The sequence below is a fragment of the Ulvibacterium sp. genome (assembly GCF_965228935.1).
Classification (GTDB): domain Bacteria; phylum Bacteroidota; class Bacteroidia; order Flavobacteriales; family Flavobacteriaceae; genus Ulvibacterium.
The window spans coordinates 2,945,201-2,963,744 of the sequence record NZ_OZ245846.1; the positions used below are offsets into that span (position 1 = coordinate 2,945,201).

General features: G+C 44.0%; 14 protein-coding genes. All 14 read left to right on the plus strand.

Annotation, left to right across the window (positions count from 1 at the left end; genetic code table 11):
• Positions 1–6: 6 nt before the first annotated feature.
• The 14 genes from ACO06Y_RS12505 to ACO06Y_RS12570 all read left to right on the plus strand — a co-directional run bounded on the left by ACO06Y_RS12505 (position 7) and on the right by ACO06Y_RS12570 (position 18,541).
• Complete coding sequence (locus ACO06Y_RS12505; RefSeq protein ID WP_422079309.1) at positions 7–3,618, plus strand: glycosyl hydrolase-related protein; 3,612 nt, start codon at positions 7–9, stop codon at positions 3,616–3,618.
• A gap of 49 nt (positions 3,619–3,667) precedes the next feature.
• Entirely contained in the window at positions 3,668–4,363 is a 696-nt protein-coding gene (locus ACO06Y_RS12510; RefSeq protein ID WP_422079310.1) for an RraA family protein, read from the plus strand.
• Between the two features lie 43 nt (positions 4,364–4,406).
• Positions 4,407–5,867 carry a sugar porter family MFS transporter gene (locus tag ACO06Y_RS12515; protein ID WP_422079311.1) on the plus strand — a complete coding sequence of 487 codons (1,461 nt, stop codon included), beginning with the start codon at positions 4,407–4,409 and terminating at the stop codon, positions 5,865–5,867.
• 16 nt (positions 5,868–5,883) lie between these two features.
• Positions 5,884–6,309 carry a hypothetical protein gene (locus ACO06Y_RS12520; protein WP_422079312.1) on the plus strand — a complete coding sequence of 142 codons (426 nt, stop codon included), beginning with the start codon at positions 5,884–5,886 and terminating at the stop codon, positions 6,307–6,309.
• Positions 6,310–6,338: 29 nt separating this feature from the next.
• Entirely contained in the window at positions 6,339–7,139 is an 801-nt protein-coding gene (locus ACO06Y_RS12525; protein ID WP_422079313.1) for an SDR family NAD(P)-dependent oxidoreductase, read from the plus strand.
• Positions 7,140–7,151: 12 nt separating this feature from the next.
• Positions 7,152–8,303: an ABC transporter substrate-binding protein gene (locus ACO06Y_RS12530; RefSeq protein WP_422079314.1), complete on the plus strand. Its 1,152-nt coding sequence runs from the start codon at positions 7,152–7,154 to the stop codon at positions 8,301–8,303.
• A 1-nt stretch (position 8,304) separates the two neighbouring features.
• Complete coding sequence (locus ACO06Y_RS12535; protein WP_422079315.1) at positions 8,305–9,072, plus strand: enoyl-CoA hydratase/isomerase family protein; 768 nt, start codon at positions 8,305–8,307, stop codon at positions 9,070–9,072.
• A gap of 11 nt (positions 9,073–9,083) precedes the next feature.
• Complete coding sequence (locus ACO06Y_RS12540) at positions 9,084–10,130, plus strand: lactonase family protein (RefSeq protein WP_422079316.1); 1,047 nt, start codon at positions 9,084–9,086, stop codon at positions 10,128–10,130.
• A gap of 61 nt (positions 10,131–10,191) precedes the next feature.
• The gene (locus ACO06Y_RS12545; protein WP_422079317.1) at positions 10,192–11,394 is read left to right on the plus strand and encodes a CaiB/BaiF CoA transferase family protein; all 1,203 of its coding nucleotides are present in this window, start codon (positions 10,192–10,194) and stop codon (positions 11,392–11,394) included.
• Entirely contained in the window at positions 11,394–12,452 is a 1,059-nt protein-coding gene (locus ACO06Y_RS12550) for a mannonate dehydratase (RefSeq protein WP_422079318.1), read from the plus strand. Before ACO06Y_RS12545 ends, ACO06Y_RS12550 begins: the two co-directional genes overlap by 1 nt.
• A gap of 43 nt (positions 12,453–12,495) precedes the next feature.
• Complete coding sequence (locus tag ACO06Y_RS12555) at positions 12,496–13,875, plus strand: sugar porter family MFS transporter (protein WP_422079319.1); 1,380 nt, start codon at positions 12,496–12,498, stop codon at positions 13,873–13,875.
• Position 13,876: 1 nt separating this feature from the next.
• A complete protein-coding gene (locus tag ACO06Y_RS12560; RefSeq protein WP_422079320.1) occupies positions 13,877–14,665 on the plus strand; it encodes an SDR family NAD(P)-dependent oxidoreductase in 789 nt (262 codons plus the stop codon).
• A 2-nt stretch (positions 14,666–14,667) separates the two neighbouring features.
• A complete protein-coding gene (locus ACO06Y_RS12565) occupies positions 14,668–15,873 on the plus strand; it encodes a CaiB/BaiF CoA transferase family protein (RefSeq protein ID WP_422079321.1) in 1,206 nt (401 codons plus the stop codon).
• 1 nt (position 15,874) lies between these two features.
• Positions 15,875–18,541, plus strand: a complete 2,667-nt coding sequence (locus ACO06Y_RS12570; RefSeq protein ID WP_422079322.1) for a GH92 family glycosyl hydrolase — start codon at positions 15,875–15,877, stop codon at positions 18,539–18,541.
• Positions 18,542–18,544: the final 3 nt, after the last annotated feature.

An 18,544-nucleotide genomic window follows, 5' to 3' on the forward strand; every position in this document is an offset into this window, starting at 1 on the left:
ATTCTCATGAAACATCAAAGTCGCCATCTGATTCTTAGAAAAGTGTGCTACGTATGCCTTTCTCTTTTTTTAAGCGGCACTGTATTTGCCAATCCGAATGAACCCATTCCCCTTAAGTCCGATGCGATGTTTTTTCACGAAGGCAACGGAAACGGACATATCCAGGAATTGAACGTAAACCACCGTTTGTACAACATTGGGAAAAATGACATTGAGGGCTATAAGGAAATGCTCTCCGGATCCGAATTCTTTTTATATCCCTCACTACGGGAAGATATTAATGTATCCATGATTGCACGGGCCACTACAGGAAAAATGGGCTTTGAGTTTCTTACAGGTGAGGTACCGGAGAATTATACATCGGACAAGGTCACCTTTCTAATGTTGAGCGATATAGACCTAAACTTAAGGGAATCCTTTGATATTCATGTAAATGACCGACCACTTTTGACCTTTAACTCCAATGAGGATGGAACACTTTCGATTACCGACAATCCCAGTAATGGCGATGCGGAATATATTCTAGTGAGGAGGGATGGTAACGGTGATGGCATTGGAGTATTCCGATTAACGGTTCCTACTTCCTATGTTCAAAAAGGGAAAAGTGCCAAAGTAAAATTTAACGGTCATAAAAAGAACTCCAACTGCTGGGTCATGATTTTTAAGGCCACCGATGCTGTAGAGCGAATTAAAAAATCGGTCTTCACGGAAGCCGCCTTTGTAATCAAACAAAAAAATGAAGTGTTGTATGTAGATGCACCCGAACATTTTTCGGGAAAATCGGTTTACATCATCAGTGATGGTAAAAAAAGCAAGCGTAGAACTTTTAAGGCCCAAGGCGAACTTTCCAAAGCATCCTTTACGATCAAAGCACCCAAGAATAGCTTTTCCATTGTCTATGACGATACGGAAATTGCAATCGAATTCGAAAACGGCGACGGTACGATGTCCAAGACGGATATCAGGGGAAAATATCTCTACCATCACAGAACCAACTACAATAATGGTTGGTTTGCTTCTTTGACCAAATTATACAAACCCGAATTTTTTGAGACTTACGACGATTTTTTTGACAAAAAATATGAGGACGGGTTGGTTTCCATTATGAATTCAAGCCATCAAGATATTGCCTGGGTAGACCGTCCTGAAGTCTGTATCATTCTCAGGGATACCTTGTTGTTGAGGCCCGTACTCAAGGATGCCTTTATCCGGGATGATTACGGTTTTGACATCGAGGATGGACTGATGTTACGGGAATACTTGGAAAGACACCCACAATCCCAGGAGCAATTGACCACGCTGTTGAACAAGAAGTTAATATCCGTGGGTGCAACCTATAATTGCCCTTATGAGGATATGTATGATGCTGAGGATCAGGTAAGGCAGTTATACTTGGGCAAAAAATGGGTAAAAAAGACCTTTGGAGGCTATGACTCAAAGGTGTATTGGAATGTGGACGTACCTGGTAAATCATTGCAAACACCTCAGATTCTGAAAAAAGCCGGAGTGGATTATATGGTAATTAGCCGGCACGCCAAGGGAATGTTCCACTGGGCAAGTCCGGATGGTAGTTCGGTCTTTACCTACTCCCCGGGCCATTACGGTAATGATTTACTCTATCTGTCCCGAGACTTGAACAACAAAATGAAGTATGGTGCCGAGCAAGTGTTGTATTGGGAGAAGAATTTTAAGGGAAGTGAAATTCAGACCCCGTTATTATCAAGTCAGGATATGCTTCCCGCAATCGACTATTCGGACTTTATAGATTCTTGGAATTCCTTTGATTCCCTCAAGGATGATAAAGGAGCCGAAAAAGGGGTATTCCTACCAAAAATGGAGCTCATGACCATGGATGAGTTTATGCCTTTGGCGGAGAAAAAGGCGACGCAAGTGGATACCATTATGGGGGAACGTCCCAATGTTTGGGTGTATATTCACGGACCGGGCCATCATGATGCGTTGACGGCCAGTAGGGAGGCTTCAAAATTATTGCCTGCTGCGGAAAAGTTCCTTTCCATTGCGCATATTATCGACCCTAAAAAAATGCAGTATCCGTTCGGGGAATTCGATGAGGCCTGGCAAGCCAAGATTTATCCGGACCATGGTTGGGGCGGTCATGATGGGGACATCACCGATAATTTGTTTAAGGAGAACCTCGTAAAATCCAAGACTATGGGTCAAGCCCTTTTGAAAAAAGGTGTTGATTTCCTTTCCAGTAGGATTAAAAAGAACGAAAAACTAGGTATTCCCATAGTACTGTTCAATAGTCTCTCATGGGAAAGGACCGATCCAGTGACTACATCCGTTAATTTTACCAAAGGGGACATTAAAAATGTGGCTATCCTTACTTCGGACAAGAAAAAAATCCCAACACAAACCAGTAATGCGGAATACTACGATGACGGAAGCCTAAAAAGTGCCGAGATTACCTTTATCGCCAAGGACATACCTTCCATAGGCTATGTTACCTATTATCTAAGTGATGCTAAAACAACGGTTGTTAACGACGGAAAAATAGCGGATACGTCTTCCTACGAAAACCCTTTTTACCAAGTAAGTTTTGAAAAAGGAGGCATAGCGCAGGTGTATGACAAGGAGCTGAAAAAGGAGCTTTTTACAACGGATAATCTTAAAGTGGGGGATGTTTTTACCTTGCAATCCGTCGGAAATGGTGCCGGTGAATTCGGGGATGTACAACAGCCCAGTATGGTAGATTTTGATAAGGTGAGTCAACACGATCCAGAATGGGAAATTTTGGAAACCGGCCCCGTCTTTACCAAATACAGATTGGAGCAAAAAATACGGCATGCCATTGTAAGACAGGAGGTCACCTTGTATCACGATTTAAAGCGGATGTATTTTGATGTCACGCTTCGCAATTGGACGGGAGAGCTGTACCGCGAATTTAGAACCGCTTTTCCTGTGAATATGGACAAGGCCGAAATTGCCCATGAAGTCCCTTTCGGAAGGGTACGTGTGGGCAAGGATGAAATTAAGACGGCCGGTGAGCGCTATACCCCACTTTGTAAGGATGTACATCCCAGGGCCATTATAGATTGGATCTCGGCAACGGATGATGGGATGTCTATAACGCTCAGTTCATCCGTAGCGGCGGCGGATTGGATTGACCCTACGGAACACAGCTCGGGCAAGGCCGTTTTACAAAATGTATTGTTGGCCAGTAGAACCTCCTGCCACTGGGAGGGCAATGAATATTCCCAGGCTGGCCACCATAATTTTCATCATGTTTTGACATCGAACAAGGCCGAAAGTATCCAGGGCCAAAAAATTGCCAAACAGAAAAACGAGCCGCTGCATGTGGTGGTATATCCGGATACCTCTACAAAATCGTTCTTGCCGGAATCCCTAAGTTTCTTTTCAATAGATTCCGAGGATGTATTGATATCGACTATAAAAAAAGCGGAAGATTCCGAGGATATTATCGCGCGGATGTATAATGTAAAAGATACTGAGGAAAAGGTAAATCTTACCTCCTATTTTGATATCAAGTCGTATAAGCAGACCAATATTATAGAGGAAGACCCAAAACCGGTACCTCCTGAACTACAGTTGGGTAAGTACGCCATAGAAACCTTTAGTTTAGAAGTTGAGGAATAATACATACAAAGTAAGTACCCTTTAAGGGCTTAACCCTAAAAACCAGAGTATGAAGACGTTGTGGAAAACCGACCGAGAACTGTACGAAATAGCAAAGAAGGAGCTTTTTGTGGCGCTTGTAGGTGATATTTTGGATAAAATGGGGTATTTGCACCAGTTTCTACCACCCCATATCAAACCCTTGCATAATGATTTTGTAGTCATAGGAAGAGCGATGCCCGTTCTTGAGGCAGATGTATTTGATGAGGTTTCCGATAGCACTCATAGCCCCATAATGAAAAAACCGTTCGGGATCATGTTCGAAGCCTTGGATAGTTTAAAGGAAGGTGAGGTCTATATCTGTTCCGGATCCTCACCGGAATATGCCCTTTGGGGGGGATTAATGAGTACCAGGGCCATTAAATTGGGTGGCGCGGGCGCCGTGGTTAACGGTTGGTCCAGGGATACCAAGGAAATTTTGAACCTTGGGTTCCCGACATTTTCCTATGGGGGTTATGCCCAAGATCAAGGCCCTAGGGGAAAGGTAATCGATTATAGAGTTCCGATAGAGATTGCTGGGATACGAGTCAATCCCGGGGATATTGTCTATGGAGATTTGGATGGGGTGTTGATCGTACCCAAAGAAGCGGTAAATGAGGCTTTTACTGGGGCTATTGAAAAAGCACGCGGAGAACAGTTAGTAAAAAAAGCGTTGCAGGAAGGTATGAGTACGGTCGATGCGTTCAATAAGTTCGGCATTATGTAACACTGGGGGTATGCCAAACCATCCGATGAAAACCAAATAATGTATGGGCGATAAAAAAACGAATTATCTACTGGGAATCAGTTTTGTCTCCACTATAGGTGGCTTTCTCTTTGGATATGACACGGCCATTATTTCGGGCTGTAATGCCTTTTTGGAGCAGCATTTTAAACTGTCTCCGGCCGAGTTGGGTTGGGTGGTATCATCGGCCTTGTTGGGTACTATTTTTGGTTGTATCGTTGCGGGATCCATTACGGATAAACTAGGTAGAAAAAAAGCATTGATTTTGGCCGCTTCCTGCTTATCCCTTTCGGCATTGGGCTCCATGTTGCCACCCCAATTTTTGGGCGATTTGGAGAATGCCCATTGGTTTGTTTCGGATGCCGGTAATGCTTACGATTTGTTGATTGTCGTCCGTATCATTGGGGGAATCGGGGTAGGCATTACTTCCGTTGTCGCCCCTATCTACATATCAGAACTTTCTTTGCCTGAAAACCGGGGAAAAATGGTGTCTCTATACCAACTTTCCATCACCTTGGGAATTCTTTTGGCGTTTCTAATCGATTGGATCGTACTAAACCAAGCGGGAGATTTGGCAGGTGTCATCTCCAACGAAGCTTCCGGATTTTGGGATTGGTTGTTCGTGGAGGAACTCTGGCGTGGCATGTTCGGCACGGAAATACCCATTGCACTCTTGTTTTTGTTTTTACTTTTCATCGTCCCGGAGACACCCCGATGGCTGATTTCCAAGGGACGAAGTGAAGAAGCGATGGCTATTATGGTGAAAATAAATGGTAAGGAATATGCCCAATCGGCTATGAATGAAATAGAGGAAATGACCAAGGTGAAAACTGGGGGCTTTAAGGAGTTGTTACAACCTTTTTTGCGTATTCCCCTTTTAATAGGGGTATTGCTCCCTATGTTCTCACATTTAAGTGGTATTGCGGCGATTATGTATTTCGCCCCCAACATTATCAATGAATCGATTCAAAGTGTGGAAAGCGCCTTCTTGGGTGCAGTTTTGGTGGGTCTGGTAAATAGTGCATTTACTTTTGTGGCCATTTTGAATATTGAAAAATTCGGCAGAAGAAAATTGTTGTTGGTCGGAGTTATCGGGGCATTCCTGTCCTTAACCGGAGTAGGCACTTTATTTGCATTGGGTTCCCAATATGTAATTGTTCCCTTGCTCTTGTACGTGGCCAGTTTTGCTTTTTCCTTTGGTCCCATCGTTTGGGTCATCATCAGCGAAATTTTTCCGACCAAGGTTCGTGGATTGGCTGTGGCCCTGGGCAGCTTTGCCCTTATGGTCACCGGCTTTATCATAACATTGACCAATCCCATTTTTATCGAAAGTATCAAGCCTTCGGGCACCTTTTTCGTTTATGCCGCATTGACGCTTCCGGCCATCTGGTTCATTTGGAAGTTTGTCCCTGAGACCAAGGGAAAAACACTGGAGGAAATCGAAAAATACTGGCGCGTACGTAATCAACCAAATAATGACGGATAAATAACTACCAAAGCATATGATAGAGTCCTATAAAATACTGGAAAACGGATATCACCCTTTTTTAATTCGGGATGGCTGGCAAGTGGCCCAATTGAACTATATGCCCGAACAAGACATGGATAATATCAAAAGATTGGATATTCACCATTTAACGGATGAGGTTTTTATTTTGTTGAAAGGAAATGCCGTGTTGATTTCCGCGACTATCGATATGGGAACGGTAACTTTTGAATTAACGTTAATGGAACCGGGCATCACCTATAATGTTCCTCAAGGCACTTGGCACAATATTGCTATGACCGAAGGGTGCCAAACGATCATTGTGGAAAAATCGAATACACATATTTCTGATTTTGAACATTTTGAACTTAGCGAAGTATGTATCGAAGATCTGAAGAATAAGGTTGGTTTACTGTTTGAAACGGTAGGTAAAGTGAAGTGAAGTCCAATGGTCAATACGCATTGTAAGAAATGAAAAATATCGATTTAAGTGGGAAAAAAGCCTTGGTCACAGGTGGGAGTCAAGGTATAGGTGCCGAAATCTGTGTGCAATTGGCGCAATGTGGCGCCGATGTTTTCATCAATTATAATACGAATAGGGAAAAGGCGGAGGAGTTGGCCACGGAAATTAGGAGAAAACATGGTGTAAACGTTACCTGTGGTGGCGCAAACGTGTCCAATGCAAAGGAGGTAGAGGCCATGTTCCTTCAAATGGATAATGAAATTGGAACCATCGATATTTTGGTAAACAATGCGGGTTGTGAATCCGTGATCCATGTTTTGGATATGGAAGAAAAGGACTGGGATAGGGTAGTGGATGTTAATTTAAAAGGGCCTTTTTTATGTGCACAACAAGCCGCGCAGAGAATGGAAAACAACGGTGGTGGTGTCATTATCAATATTTCCTCCATTCATGACGCGGTACCAAGAAAAGGATTGATACATTACTGCTCCGCCAAGGCAGGGCTAAAAATGTTCTCCAAATGCCTTTCCTTGGAGTTGGCCGATAAAAACATTAGGGTAATTTCCATTGCCCCTGGAGCCATTGAAACGAACATGAATCGTGAGGAAATCGCCAAATTTGGAAAGGATAGGTTCGAAAATTGGATTCCCCAAGGAAGAATCGGCGAGGTTGCGGATGTGGCCCATACGGTAGTGTTTATGGCCAGTGATTTGGCCGATTATATCAATGGGGCCGATATTTATGTGGATGGGGCTTACATGAACCATACAATTCAGTACGATCCGAGACCTAAACGAAAAAATGAATAAGTACTTTCGGCCATGTCGGAAACAATCATATTAAAAGGGATTGCCTGGGACCATCCCAGAGGGTATGAGCCTCTAAAGGCTACCTCGGTAACGTTTGCCCAGGAGCATCCGAAAATTCGAATCGATTGGGATATCCGTTCCTTAAAGGAATTTGGCGACACCCCCATTGAGGATTTGATAGATGTTTATGATTTGATTACCATAGACCATCCCTATATGGGACAGGCATATTCCAATGGACTTTTGATACCATTGGAAGAAAGGTTATCAGGGAGTGCACTGGATGAATACAAGAATCAATCGGTCGGACCAAGTTTTGAATCCTATTATTACAAGGGTCATTTATATGCCCTGCCCATTGATGCGGCCGCTTTGGTGGCAGCCTCAAGAAGTGATTTGATTTCGACCTTAAATCTCGAGCTTCCCGATACACGTGAGAAATTGTTCGACTTTTACAAAAAAATCCCTAAAAAGTATTCTGTTGCCTGGCCCTTATGTGCCACCGATTTGTGGTGTACTTTTTTAACATTGTGTGCACAGGATGGGGGGAGGGATTTCCTCAAGAATCGCAAGATCGACGAAAAATTGGGCGGTAAGGTTTGGGATGAACTAAAAGAGCACCTGAAACACCTACATCCCGAATCCTTGAATTGGAACCCCATCCAGGTCTTGGACAATATGGCTGCAGGTGATGAAATTATCTATTCCCCTTTTTTATTTGGATATACCAATTATTCCAGGAAGGGCTACGCAAAAAATGTTGTACATTTCAGCAATAGCCCTGCAAATCCGGCTAATGATGTTTCGACCATTTTAGGAGGAGTTGGACTGGCGGTTTCGGCAAAATGTAAACAGGTGGATTTAGCAGTTGCTTATGTGGATTACGTGGCACGTGCTGAAACACAGGAAGGCCTGTATACCAAAAATGGCGGACAGCCCGGTAATTTGATCGCCTGGGAAAGTGCCTCCAATAACGTGCTTTGCCATGACTTTTTTGACGAGACCCGAACGACCATGGAAAGGGCGTACGTACGTCCACGGCATAAAGGATGGAACAAGTTTCAAGAAGAGGGAGCGGAATTATTACATAACGGTCTCGTAAAAAATAGTCCGTCCGATAAAGTAATGAAAGACTTAAATCAATTATACCGATCAATTGGCTGATATGAATGGTACCTACAAGAATATTGAGATACAAATAAAGGACGGCATAGCCGTACTTAGATTTAATAGGCCCGATCAACTTAATGCCATGAATCGGGAAATGATGGATGAAATCATTGCCGGTATTGAGGAAATAAATACGAACAACAAGGCAATGGTCGCAATAATCAGAGGTACGGGCCGGGCATTTATGGCAGGTGCCGATATTAAGGAATATGGTAGCCAGACCCCGGAGCAGTTCAAGGCTTTTCAGGATAGGGGAATACAGTTGTACGAAACCATTGAACATGCCCCAAAACCATGGATTGCAGCGGTAAACGGATTTGCATTAGGAGGAGGTTTCGAAATAGCGCTTTCCTGCGATATGATATTGGCCTCCGAATCGGCAAAAATGGGCCTACCTGAAGTTTTTTTGAGTTTGGTTCCCGGTGGGGGCGGTACCCAGCGCTTAATTCAGCGCATAGGAATTAATCGGGTCAAGGAAATGTTGTTTACGGGTGCGCAATACAGTGCAGCCGCACTTTTTGATTGGGGCATTGTAAATCATGTATATGAGGACGAAGAATTTGAAACCGAGGTTTTACGCTTTGCAGGGAAGCTGACCCGAAGACCGTCCGGAGCGATTCAACAACTTAAAAGGTTGGCACACTTAAGTCTTTCCCCCATTCCTTTTGATCAAAAAATTAAGGAAGAAGGTCAAGCGGTAACCGGGCTCTTTTATGGTAAGGAAGCCCAAAAGGCCATTCAAGACTTTATTGATAAATCTTAAAAGAAACCGCTATGTTGACTTTTTTTATAGGCAGTTATACTGAATATATTGTACCCGGTTTTGGAGGTATAGGGAATGGAATCTATACCGTCCAACTTAACACGGACACCGGAGGTTTGGTTACTTTGCATACGGAGAAGACACGGAATCCGAGTTATTTGACCATTAGCAATGATACTAAGTTTCTGTATTGCGTTACGGAACTTGACGAAAGTGAGGATCCCAAGGTAAGGGCCTATAGAATCAATACAGATTTTTCACTGGAGTTTTTGAACGAACAATCGATTTCCGGGGGGTATCCGTGCCATTTGGTAATCCACGAAAACAATATCTTGGTGGCATGTTATGCTACCGGAAATATCATTCAGTTTCCTTTGGATGCCTCGGGAAAACTGATGGAAGCCAAGAACGCATATGATCACAAGGGTTCCAGTGTAAACAAGGAGCGCCAAGAGGCACCTCATGCCCATCAAGTGGCCATTCACCCGAACAAAAAGGATATTTACGTTTGTGATTTAGGTATCGATACGATAAAAGCCTATCATTTGGAAGGAACGGAATTGACCCCGAATGAAAATAAGGATTGTGAGGTTTCCAAAGGAGGCGGTCCTCGACATATGGTTTTTAATGCGCAAGGCGGTTTGGCCTATGTCCTTAATGAGTTATCAGGTACCCTGTCGGTATTACATAGTAGGGATAGCTTGTTTGAAGAAGTAAAAACCTATGCTACCTTACCCGAAGATTACAAGGGAACTCCAAGTGCTTCTGCAATCCGCCTGCATCCTAACGAAAAATACCTTTATGTGGCCAACAGACAACTGGATGCCCTGACCATCTTTGGGGTTATTGATGAAGAATTGCACTTGATTGATTATCAATATACCAAAGGAAAGGAGATACGGGAATTCAACATAACTCCTGATGGTAAATGGTTAATAGCATGTCATCAGAATTCACACGATACGGTGGTTTACAAAATTCAGGAAGATGGAAGGCTTTTAGAGACCTATAGAACCCAAGAGATTTTGTCTCCGGTCTGTGTTGTCTTTCCAATGTAATACAGAGAAGGGATTTGTAAAGATTTAGAATGGAAACAAAGCCGCCATCCAACAATATAAAATGAAGAGCAAAGAAAAAGAAGGCCCTTTAAAGGGGTTGGTGGTAGCCGATTTTACGCAACTGGCACAAGGTCCTTGGGCGACCCAGATGTTGGGGGACATGGGGGCCGATATTATCAAAATTGAACCGGTGAAAGGCGATTGGATGCGGCATTATGCCTATGCCAATATGTATCCGGGGGGTGAAAGTATTTCGTTTGTGAGCTTCAATCGGAACAAACGCAGTATCGCCTTAAATTTAAAAGATTCAAAGGGGATAAAGATAGCAAAGGATATTATTGCCAAAGCGGATATTTTGGTAGAAAACTTTCGTCCCGGGGTTATGGAAAGATTGGGACTGGGATATGAGGAAATGAAAATATTGAATCCGCGATTAGTGTATTGCTCCAGTTCGGGCTACGGTTCCTCTGGCCCTTATCTACATAGACCAGGACAGGATCTGTTGGCCCAATCCATTAGTGGGACTGCGGCACTGAATGGCCTTAAAAGTCAAATGCCGGTAGTAACCGCCGTTGGCCAGGCGGATCTATTGACAAGTCTTTTTATCAATCAATCCGTTTTAGCGGCCATTTATTCACGGGAACAAACGGGAAAGGGCCAAAAAGTAGAGGCCAATCTATTGAACTCGGTGGTAGGTTTTCATACTCAGGAGGTCACGGCTTATTTACATAAGGGCGAGAATCCCGAAAGGAGCAAAAGTGGCATTCCAAACCCTTGGCTCGGTGCGCCCTACGGATTGTACAATACCAAGGATGGCTATGTGGCCATTGGCATGAATTCCGTACAAAGACTGGCAACGGTTATTGGCTTGGAGAAGTATGCCACTGAAGAATTTGCTTCGAATAATATTATGGAGAGCAGGGACGAAATCCGCTTTGCCTTTAATGCTGTTTTCAAGACCAAAACTACTAGCGAATGGTTGAAAATTCTTTTGAAAGATGATATTTGGTGCTCCCAAGTAAATACCTTTGATGAAATGGTAAAGGATCCACAGATTGAGCACAACCAAATGATTATTGAGATTGATCACCCCACTATCGGAAAGGTCAAAACAACGGGCTTTCCGGTTTGGTTCAGTGATACGCCTCAAAAAATCTACAGACCGGCACCTCTTTTAAACGAAAATGCGAAGGAAATTCTCAAAGAATTTTGTGGGTACAATGAAGATGAGGTAAACACATTCATAACGGAAAACAAATCATAATGAAACTGGGATTTGGATTGTATAGGCACATGCTCAATACGGAGCACTATAAGTTTGCGAAGCAATGCGGTGCCACACATTTGGTCATTCATTTGGTGGATTATTTTGGGCATAATAAGGATAATGCAGACCAACCGATAGGCGGTAAGGAAGGTTGGGGAAGGGCCGGAAACCCCGATGAAATCTGGTCGATTGAAGAGCTGGCGGCCATCAAAAAGGAAATCAACGAACACGGGTTGGAATTGCAGGCCATAGAAAATTTTGATCCGGCCCATTGGCATGATATCTTGCTGGATGGCCCCAAAAAAGAACTTCAAATGGCAAATCTAAAACAGTTGATCCGCAATGTGGGCCAAGCAGGAATCCCTACTTTTGGCTATAATTTTTCCTTGGCCGGGGTAGCAGCAAGGACTCAAGGAACTTATGCAAGGGGGGGAGCCGTTTCCGTAGGTATGGAGGGCGGGGATAGCACCCCGATACCCAATGGTATGGTTTGGAATATGGTGTATGATGAAAATGCCCAGGAAGGTACGTTGCCTAAAATTGACCATGATGAACTTTGGAACCGTTTACAATATTTTTTGGACGGGATCTTGCCAGTTGCGGAAGAAGCCGGGGTTAAAATGGCAGCGCATCCGGACGACCCACCGATGCCTTTTGTTCGGGATACGCCAAGGTTGGTCTATCAACCCGATATGTACCAAAGATTACTCGATATGAATCCGAGCCCGTCGAACCATTTGGAATTCTGCCTGGGCTCCATTGCTGAAATGACGGAAGGCGATGTTTATGAAGCCACCGACATGTATAGCAAGCAAGGTAAAATCAGTTATATCCATTTCAGAAATATCGTTGGGAAAGTACCCTATTATAAAGAGGTTTTCGTTGACGAGGGCGATATCGATATGTTCAAAATTTTAAAGATTCTAAAGAAAAACAACTTCGATGGGGTTTTAATTCCCGACCACACACCACAAATGACCTGTGATGCACCATGGCATGCTGGTATGGCCTATGCTATGGGCTATATGAAGGCGGCCATTTCATTATTGGAATAAGCAATTTGTGAGAACAACACCTAACCAAAAACAAATTCCAATTATGAAAAACAATGTTACTTTTTTAGCCGTAATCGCCGCACTTGGAGGCTTCCTATTCGGATATGATACAGCCATTATTTCCGGTACCATCGGTTTTGTAAAAACACAATTTGAACTCAGTACCATTTTGGAAGGCTGGTATGTAAGCTCGGCACTTGTGGGCACTATCTTAGGGGTTTCTATAGCAGGCGTTCTTAGCGACAAATTCGGACGGAAGCACATATTGATTATGTCCGGGATATTTTTTGCACTTTCGGCAATCGGCTGTGCGGTATCAGGTTCGTTCATTAGCTTGGTGATTTATAGGATTCTTGGCGGAATAGGCGTAGGTATTGCTTCTATGTTGTCACCTTTATATATCTCCGAGATAGCCCCCGCAGAAAAAAGAGGAAGATTGGTCGCTTTATATCAACTGGCCATAACCTTTGGTATTTTAGTGGCCTATTTTGCCAATGCCTATTTGCTATCACTTTCTACGTCGGATAGTTTAACCGCTACCTCGGGACTGACCCATAAAATATTTGTCGACGAGGTGTGGCGGGCTATGTTGGGTAGCGAAACCATCCCCGCTACACTTTTCCTTTTATTACTTTTTACCATACCTAAAAGCCCACGTTGGCTTACCATGAAAGGTAAAAGGGAACAGGCCAAAAACATTTTATTGCGATTTGTCACGAAAGAAGAGGCCGATATCGAAATACAAAATGTTGAAGACGTACTGTCCAAGGAGTCCGGCGGAATCAAGGCTGTTTTTTCAGGGCCCTTTAAGCTGGCAATGATTATTGGAATTTCATTGGCACTGCTAAGTCAGGTAAGTGGAATCAATGCCATCATATACTACGGACCAAAAATTCTGGAAGAAGGCGGCCTACAGTTGGGCGAGGCCCTTGGCGGCCAAGTAGTAATTGGTATCGTTAATGTATTGTTCACTTTTGTGGCCCTTTGGAAAATTGATGATCTAGGGCGAAAACCTTTACTTACGTATGGTATAATAGGAATCATGATTTCCTTGTTGATGGTTGGATTATTGTTCTATTTTGAGGTAAATAATACCTACCTACTAATGACCTTCATACTCACCTTTATTGCCTGCTTTGCTTTCTCTTTTGGTCCAGTGGTATGGGTGCTGCTTTCGGAAATATACCCGTTGAAAATTCGTGGTGCGGCAATGTCCGTAGCTACTATGGCGGTATGGGTGGGCACTACTTTTGTTGGTCAGATGACGCCCTGGTTTTTGGAAAACCTGAAGCCTCATGGCACCTTTTGGTTTTTTGCAGCCTGCATGATTCCAGCAGTTTACTTGGCCATAAAGGTTCTTCCGGAAACCAAGGGGAAGACCTTGGAGGAAATAGAGAATTACTGGTTAACAAAAAAGGGATAATATGGATCGTCTTAAAGATAAGGTAGCCATTGTAACCGGGGCCGCCGACGGTATTGGATTGGCCATAAGCAGGGCTTTTAGCGCTGAAGGGGCTACCGTGGTCATGTGCGATATCAATGCGGAGAAATGCGATGAAGAAGCAAGGAAGTTAAGGATGAACAATGCCGAGGTAAGAAGTCATTTTTGCGATGTAGGTGTCACCGATGATGTGCAAACCGTAGTGCAAAAGACTCTAGCGGAATTTGAAAGGATCGATGTTCTGGTAAACAATGCGGCCGTGGCCCTATCGGGGGATATTCGGGAAATGCCCGAGTCTGACTGGGACAAGGTGATGAATATCAACTTAAAAAGTGTCTTTAGAGGGATAAAGGCAGTATTGCCCCATATGCTGCAGCAAAAATCGGGAAGTGTTATCACCCTATCATCGGCACAGGCCTTCAGGAGCTGGGACGATTGGACGGCCTATGCCGCTGCCAAAGGCGCCATTCTTTCCATGAGCAATCAATTAGCCGGACAATTTGGACACGAGAATGTACGCTTTAACACCATTTCCCCGGGAGCCATACTTACCCCGTTAAATGAAAAAAGAATTGCGAAGGAAGGGCAAGGCTTTTTGGAAGGCAGTATCGGGCAGGCTGCCATGTTGCGTATGGGGGAAGCGGAGGAAGTAGCGATGACTGCTGTTTTTCTGGCATCCGATGAAGCCAAATTTATAACGGGAGAAGATATTAAAGTGGATGGAGGATTGACCAGTCTTCCCAGATATATAGACAAAACAAAAAAGAAGTAGCAATGCAACAAGCACTGGAAGGAGTAAAGGTATTGGACTTTTCACAATTGTTACAAGGCCCTTTTGCCACGCAAATGATGGGTGATTTAGGTGCCGATGTCATTAAGGTCGAAAGAAACGGTAGTGGTGACCTCTATCGGGGCATGACCTTTTTTAATCAGTGGATTGCGGGTGACGAATCACCTTGCTTTATGGCCTGGAATCGGAATAAACGTTCCCTGGCGATAGATATAAAATCCCCTCAGGGCAAAGAGATCATTTACAAACTGGCCAGGGATGCGGATGTATTGGTAGAGAATTTTCGTCCAGGCGTAATGGAGCGACTGGGTTATGGTTATGAGGATTTGAAAAAAATCAATCCACGGATCATTTATTGTTCTGCCAGTGGTTGGGGTGATGATGGGCCTTACTTAACCCGCCCTGGTCAGGACTTGTTGGTACAGAGTGTAAGCGGTGCCATTATGACAAGTGGTAAAAACTCGGAAGGCCCTGTGGCCATAGGTACGGCCCTTTGCGATCAAGTAAACGGGCTCAACTCCGTTTATGCTATCCTGGCTGCATTATACTATCGCGAAAAAACAGGTAAAGGCCAGCAAATAAAGACCAATCTATTGTCCTCGGCCATTGCCTTTCAGATGCAGGACTATTTTACCATCCAGAATTTAGGGCAGACTTTTGAACGTCCGGAATCCAAAATAGGGCATCCGGGTAACGGGGCTCCCTTTGGTATGTACGAAACGAGCGATGGATATCTTACCATTGCCATGAGTCCTTGGCCCAAATTGGTAAAAGCCCTGGGAGACGAGTCGTTAATACGGTATAATGACCCACAAGTGCTTTTTGACGATCGGGATAAAATCCATGGCATCATAGAAGCTATTACCGTCACCAAAACTACCGACGAGTGGTTGAAGATCATGTTGGGCTTGGATCTTTGGGTGGCCAAGGTAAATGACCAAAAGGAAGTAGAAAGAGACCCTCAAGTCATTCATAACAATACTTTTATTGAGGTGGACCATCCAAAGGCCGGAAAGGTAAAAGTGACCAATATTCCCTTTAAGATGAGTGAGACCCCCGGGCATATCAAACGTTCATCTCCGCTTATCGGAGAACATGGTGCGGAAATTTTAATGGAAATAGGGTATAGCGAAGGAGATATTGAAAATTTGGTTTCAGAAAATGTCATCAGCATTGAAAAGATTACATGATATGAGGTGTTGTTTCAAGAAAAACAATCTCGTTATTGCCTGTCTTTTGGTTTGTTTCGGTTGCAAACGGCATGCGGAGGAGGTTGTCCAATCCGAATCTAGTAATCCGCTACCTAGGAAAACGTATTTGGGCTATGTGGATACCCGTGTGGGTACGGCCCCCAGTATTGCTGATATCACCGTTACGGAAGTTGAGGAGCCACTCGGTTATGTATCCCCGATTGTGGGAAACCCTTCGGCCTTGACCCATTGGACTCCCCAGACCGCAAAATGGACCGATCGTGTAATAACCGTTCCCGTGCCTTATTGGTACGACCAAAAAAAGATTCAAGGTTTTCGAGGTACGCGATATCCAAATGGAGCGGTTGTCGGGGATTGGGGTCCCATGTCCCTAATGCCTCTTACCGGAGAAGTTAAGATCGATGCCAATAGCCGTGCTTCCAGGTTTAGCCATGATTCCGAGATTGCCAAACCGCACTATTATTCGGTTCAATTGGACGATTACGATATAAAGGCCGAATTTACGGCCGCTTCCCAAACTGGATTCTTTCAGTTTACCTTTCCGGAATCCGAGTCATCATCGGTAGTGTTCGATGGGGTGTATGTTCCCGGCTATTATAAGGTGATACCCGAAAGAAATGAGATTGAAGGTTACACGGTTATCGCCGGACATTTTAAAAATCATTTTGTGGCCAAGTTCGATAAAAAATTTGAAGCCTTCAATGTGGATCTATTGCCCAACGTGATAGATGCCGATTTGGTTCCGGACGGATTTGAAGCGGCTTACTATAACAACGACAAATTGGAAGGAGAGCCAGATGTGTTCGTAACCTATACCAAACTGAATTACAATTGGTTGAAAGCTCCTGCCGCAGGTGTCAAGGAAGATTTCTTTTCGGCTAGGTATACCGGCATCCTTGTAGCGAGGCATTCGGGAGAACATACCTTTGAGTTAACAACCAAGGACGGTACGCGAATGTATATCGATGACGAAATGGTCATTGACCAATGGAAGTATCGGGCAACAGGGACCAATGTACACAAGGTGAACCTTACGAAAGGGCAGGAATACGACATACGTATCGAATATTACGATGGTTCCAGTACTACCGAGATGCATCTCAGATGTGCGGAACCCGTGCAACCAGACCCTAATCATGGTCCCCGGATGGCACTCAAGGGAGCCGATGGGAATGCAGTTTATGTAACCTTTGCCACCAAGGATAGGGAAAAGGTGAAGATGAAGGTCGGCACTTCCCTAATCGATATCGCGCAGGCACGGGCAAATATGGAAAAGGAATTCCCCCATTTTGATTTTAACAAAGCGGTAGCCAAAAGTGCGGATGTTTGGGAGACGGAATTGAATAGGATTCAAGTGGAAGGTGCCGATGATGATAAGGCTATTTTCTACACGGCATTGACCAAATGTTTCGTAAATCCTCGCGACTTAAGTGAAGGAGATAGATATTTTAGCCCATTTGACTTTCAAGTACATGAAGGGATTATGTATACGGATTTATCACTTTGGGATACGTTCCGTTCCCTGCACCCGCTATGGGTGATTTTAAAACCCCAGGAAACTACCGATGTCATTAATGGCATGCTGAACACTTACCAACAAGGGGGTTGGCTGCCCAAATGGCCCAATCCTTGGTACCGAAGTATCATGATGGGTACCCATGCCGATGCTGTTATTGCGGATGCCTACGTAAAAGGGATTCGTGGTTTTGATACGGACTTGGCCTTTGAGGCCATGCTAAAAAATGCCACTGAAAAAGGAAATCGCGGTTTTTCGGGTCGGGTCGGTATTGAGTATTTCAATGAGATAGGTTATGTACCCACAGATATTTTTGGGTTTTATGGAGAACCTGTGGCAAGAACCCTGGAGTTTTCCTATGATGATTATTGTATTGCCCAAATGGCAAAAGCTTTGGGTAAGGAGAACTATTATGATGACTTCATACAACGATCCAAACGATATATTAATGTCCTGGATAAGGAAACCGGTTTGGTTCGAGGGAAAAAATTGAATGGGGAGTGGTTGCCGCCATTCGATAAAAGTATTAGCGTTTGGGCACAAGGAACGGATCATGATACCGAGGTGTATTATAGGAACCATACGTTATTGGTTCCCCATGATATTCCGGGTTTGTCCCATTTTATGGGCGGAGATGATAAACTCATCGAATATCTGGACAATTTTTTTGAAAAGGATATGTACTACGTAGGTGACGAATTTTCCATGCATGCACCGTATATGTACAACAGTTTGGGCGCTCCTTGGAAAACACAAAAAGTGGTACGGGACATGTTGGCCAAATATTTCTTTGATGATGTGGGCGGGTTACCGGGGAATGATGATTGTGGACAGGTATCCTCTTGGTATGTCTTTGGGGCCATGGGTTTCTACCCGGCCTTACCGGGCACCCCGTTCTATGAAATCTGTAGTCCCATATTCAATAAGGTCCAGATAAGCGTTAGCACAGGAAAGGTATTTACCGTAGTCGCCAATAACAACTCTAAGGAGAATGCCTACATCCAATCGGCTACCTTAAATGGGGAGCCTTACAATTCAAGTCAATTGCATCATGATGTTATTGTCAACGGCGGCGAATTGGTTTTTGAAATGGGGCCTGAACCCAATGAAGAGTGGGGTATTCAAAGATGATAG

Coding starts and splice junctions, on each gene's coding strand:
- ACO06Y_RS12505 (WP_422079309.1), top strand. CDS start 7: ATGAAACATCAAAGTCGCCATCTGATTCTTAGAAAAGTGTGCTACGTA.
- ACO06Y_RS12510 (WP_422079310.1), top strand. CDS start 3,668: ATGAAGACGTTGTGGAAAACCGACCGAGAACTGTACGAAATAGCAAAG.
- ACO06Y_RS12515 (WP_422079311.1), top strand. CDS start 4,407: ATGGGCGATAAAAAAACGAATTATCTACTGGGAATCAGTTTTGTCTCC.
- ACO06Y_RS12520 (WP_422079312.1), top strand. CDS start 5,884: ATGATAGAGTCCTATAAAATACTGGAAAACGGATATCACCCTTTTTTA.
- ACO06Y_RS12525 (WP_422079313.1), top strand. CDS start 6,339: ATGAAAAATATCGATTTAAGTGGGAAAAAAGCCTTGGTCACAGGTGGG.
- ACO06Y_RS12530 (WP_422079314.1), top strand. CDS start 7,152: ATGTCGGAAACAATCATATTAAAAGGGATTGCCTGGGACCATCCCAGA.
- ACO06Y_RS12535 (WP_422079315.1), top strand. CDS start 8,305: ATGAATGGTACCTACAAGAATATTGAGATACAAATAAAGGACGGCATA.
- ACO06Y_RS12540 (WP_422079316.1), top strand. CDS start 9,084: ATGTTGACTTTTTTTATAGGCAGTTATACTGAATATATTGTACCCGGT.
- ACO06Y_RS12545 (WP_422079317.1), top strand. CDS start 10,192: ATGAAGAGCAAAGAAAAAGAAGGCCCTTTAAAGGGGTTGGTGGTAGCC.
- ACO06Y_RS12550 (WP_422079318.1), top strand. CDS start 11,394: ATGAAACTGGGATTTGGATTGTATAGGCACATGCTCAATACGGAGCAC.
- ACO06Y_RS12555 (WP_422079319.1), top strand. CDS start 12,496: ATGAAAAACAATGTTACTTTTTTAGCCGTAATCGCCGCACTTGGAGGC.
- ACO06Y_RS12560 (WP_422079320.1), top strand. CDS start 13,877: ATGGATCGTCTTAAAGATAAGGTAGCCATTGTAACCGGGGCCGCCGAC.
- ACO06Y_RS12565 (WP_422079321.1), top strand. CDS start 14,668: ATGCAACAAGCACTGGAAGGAGTAAAGGTATTGGACTTTTCACAATTG.
- ACO06Y_RS12570 (WP_422079322.1), top strand. CDS start 15,875: ATGAGGTGTTGTTTCAAGAAAAACAATCTCGTTATTGCCTGTCTTTTG.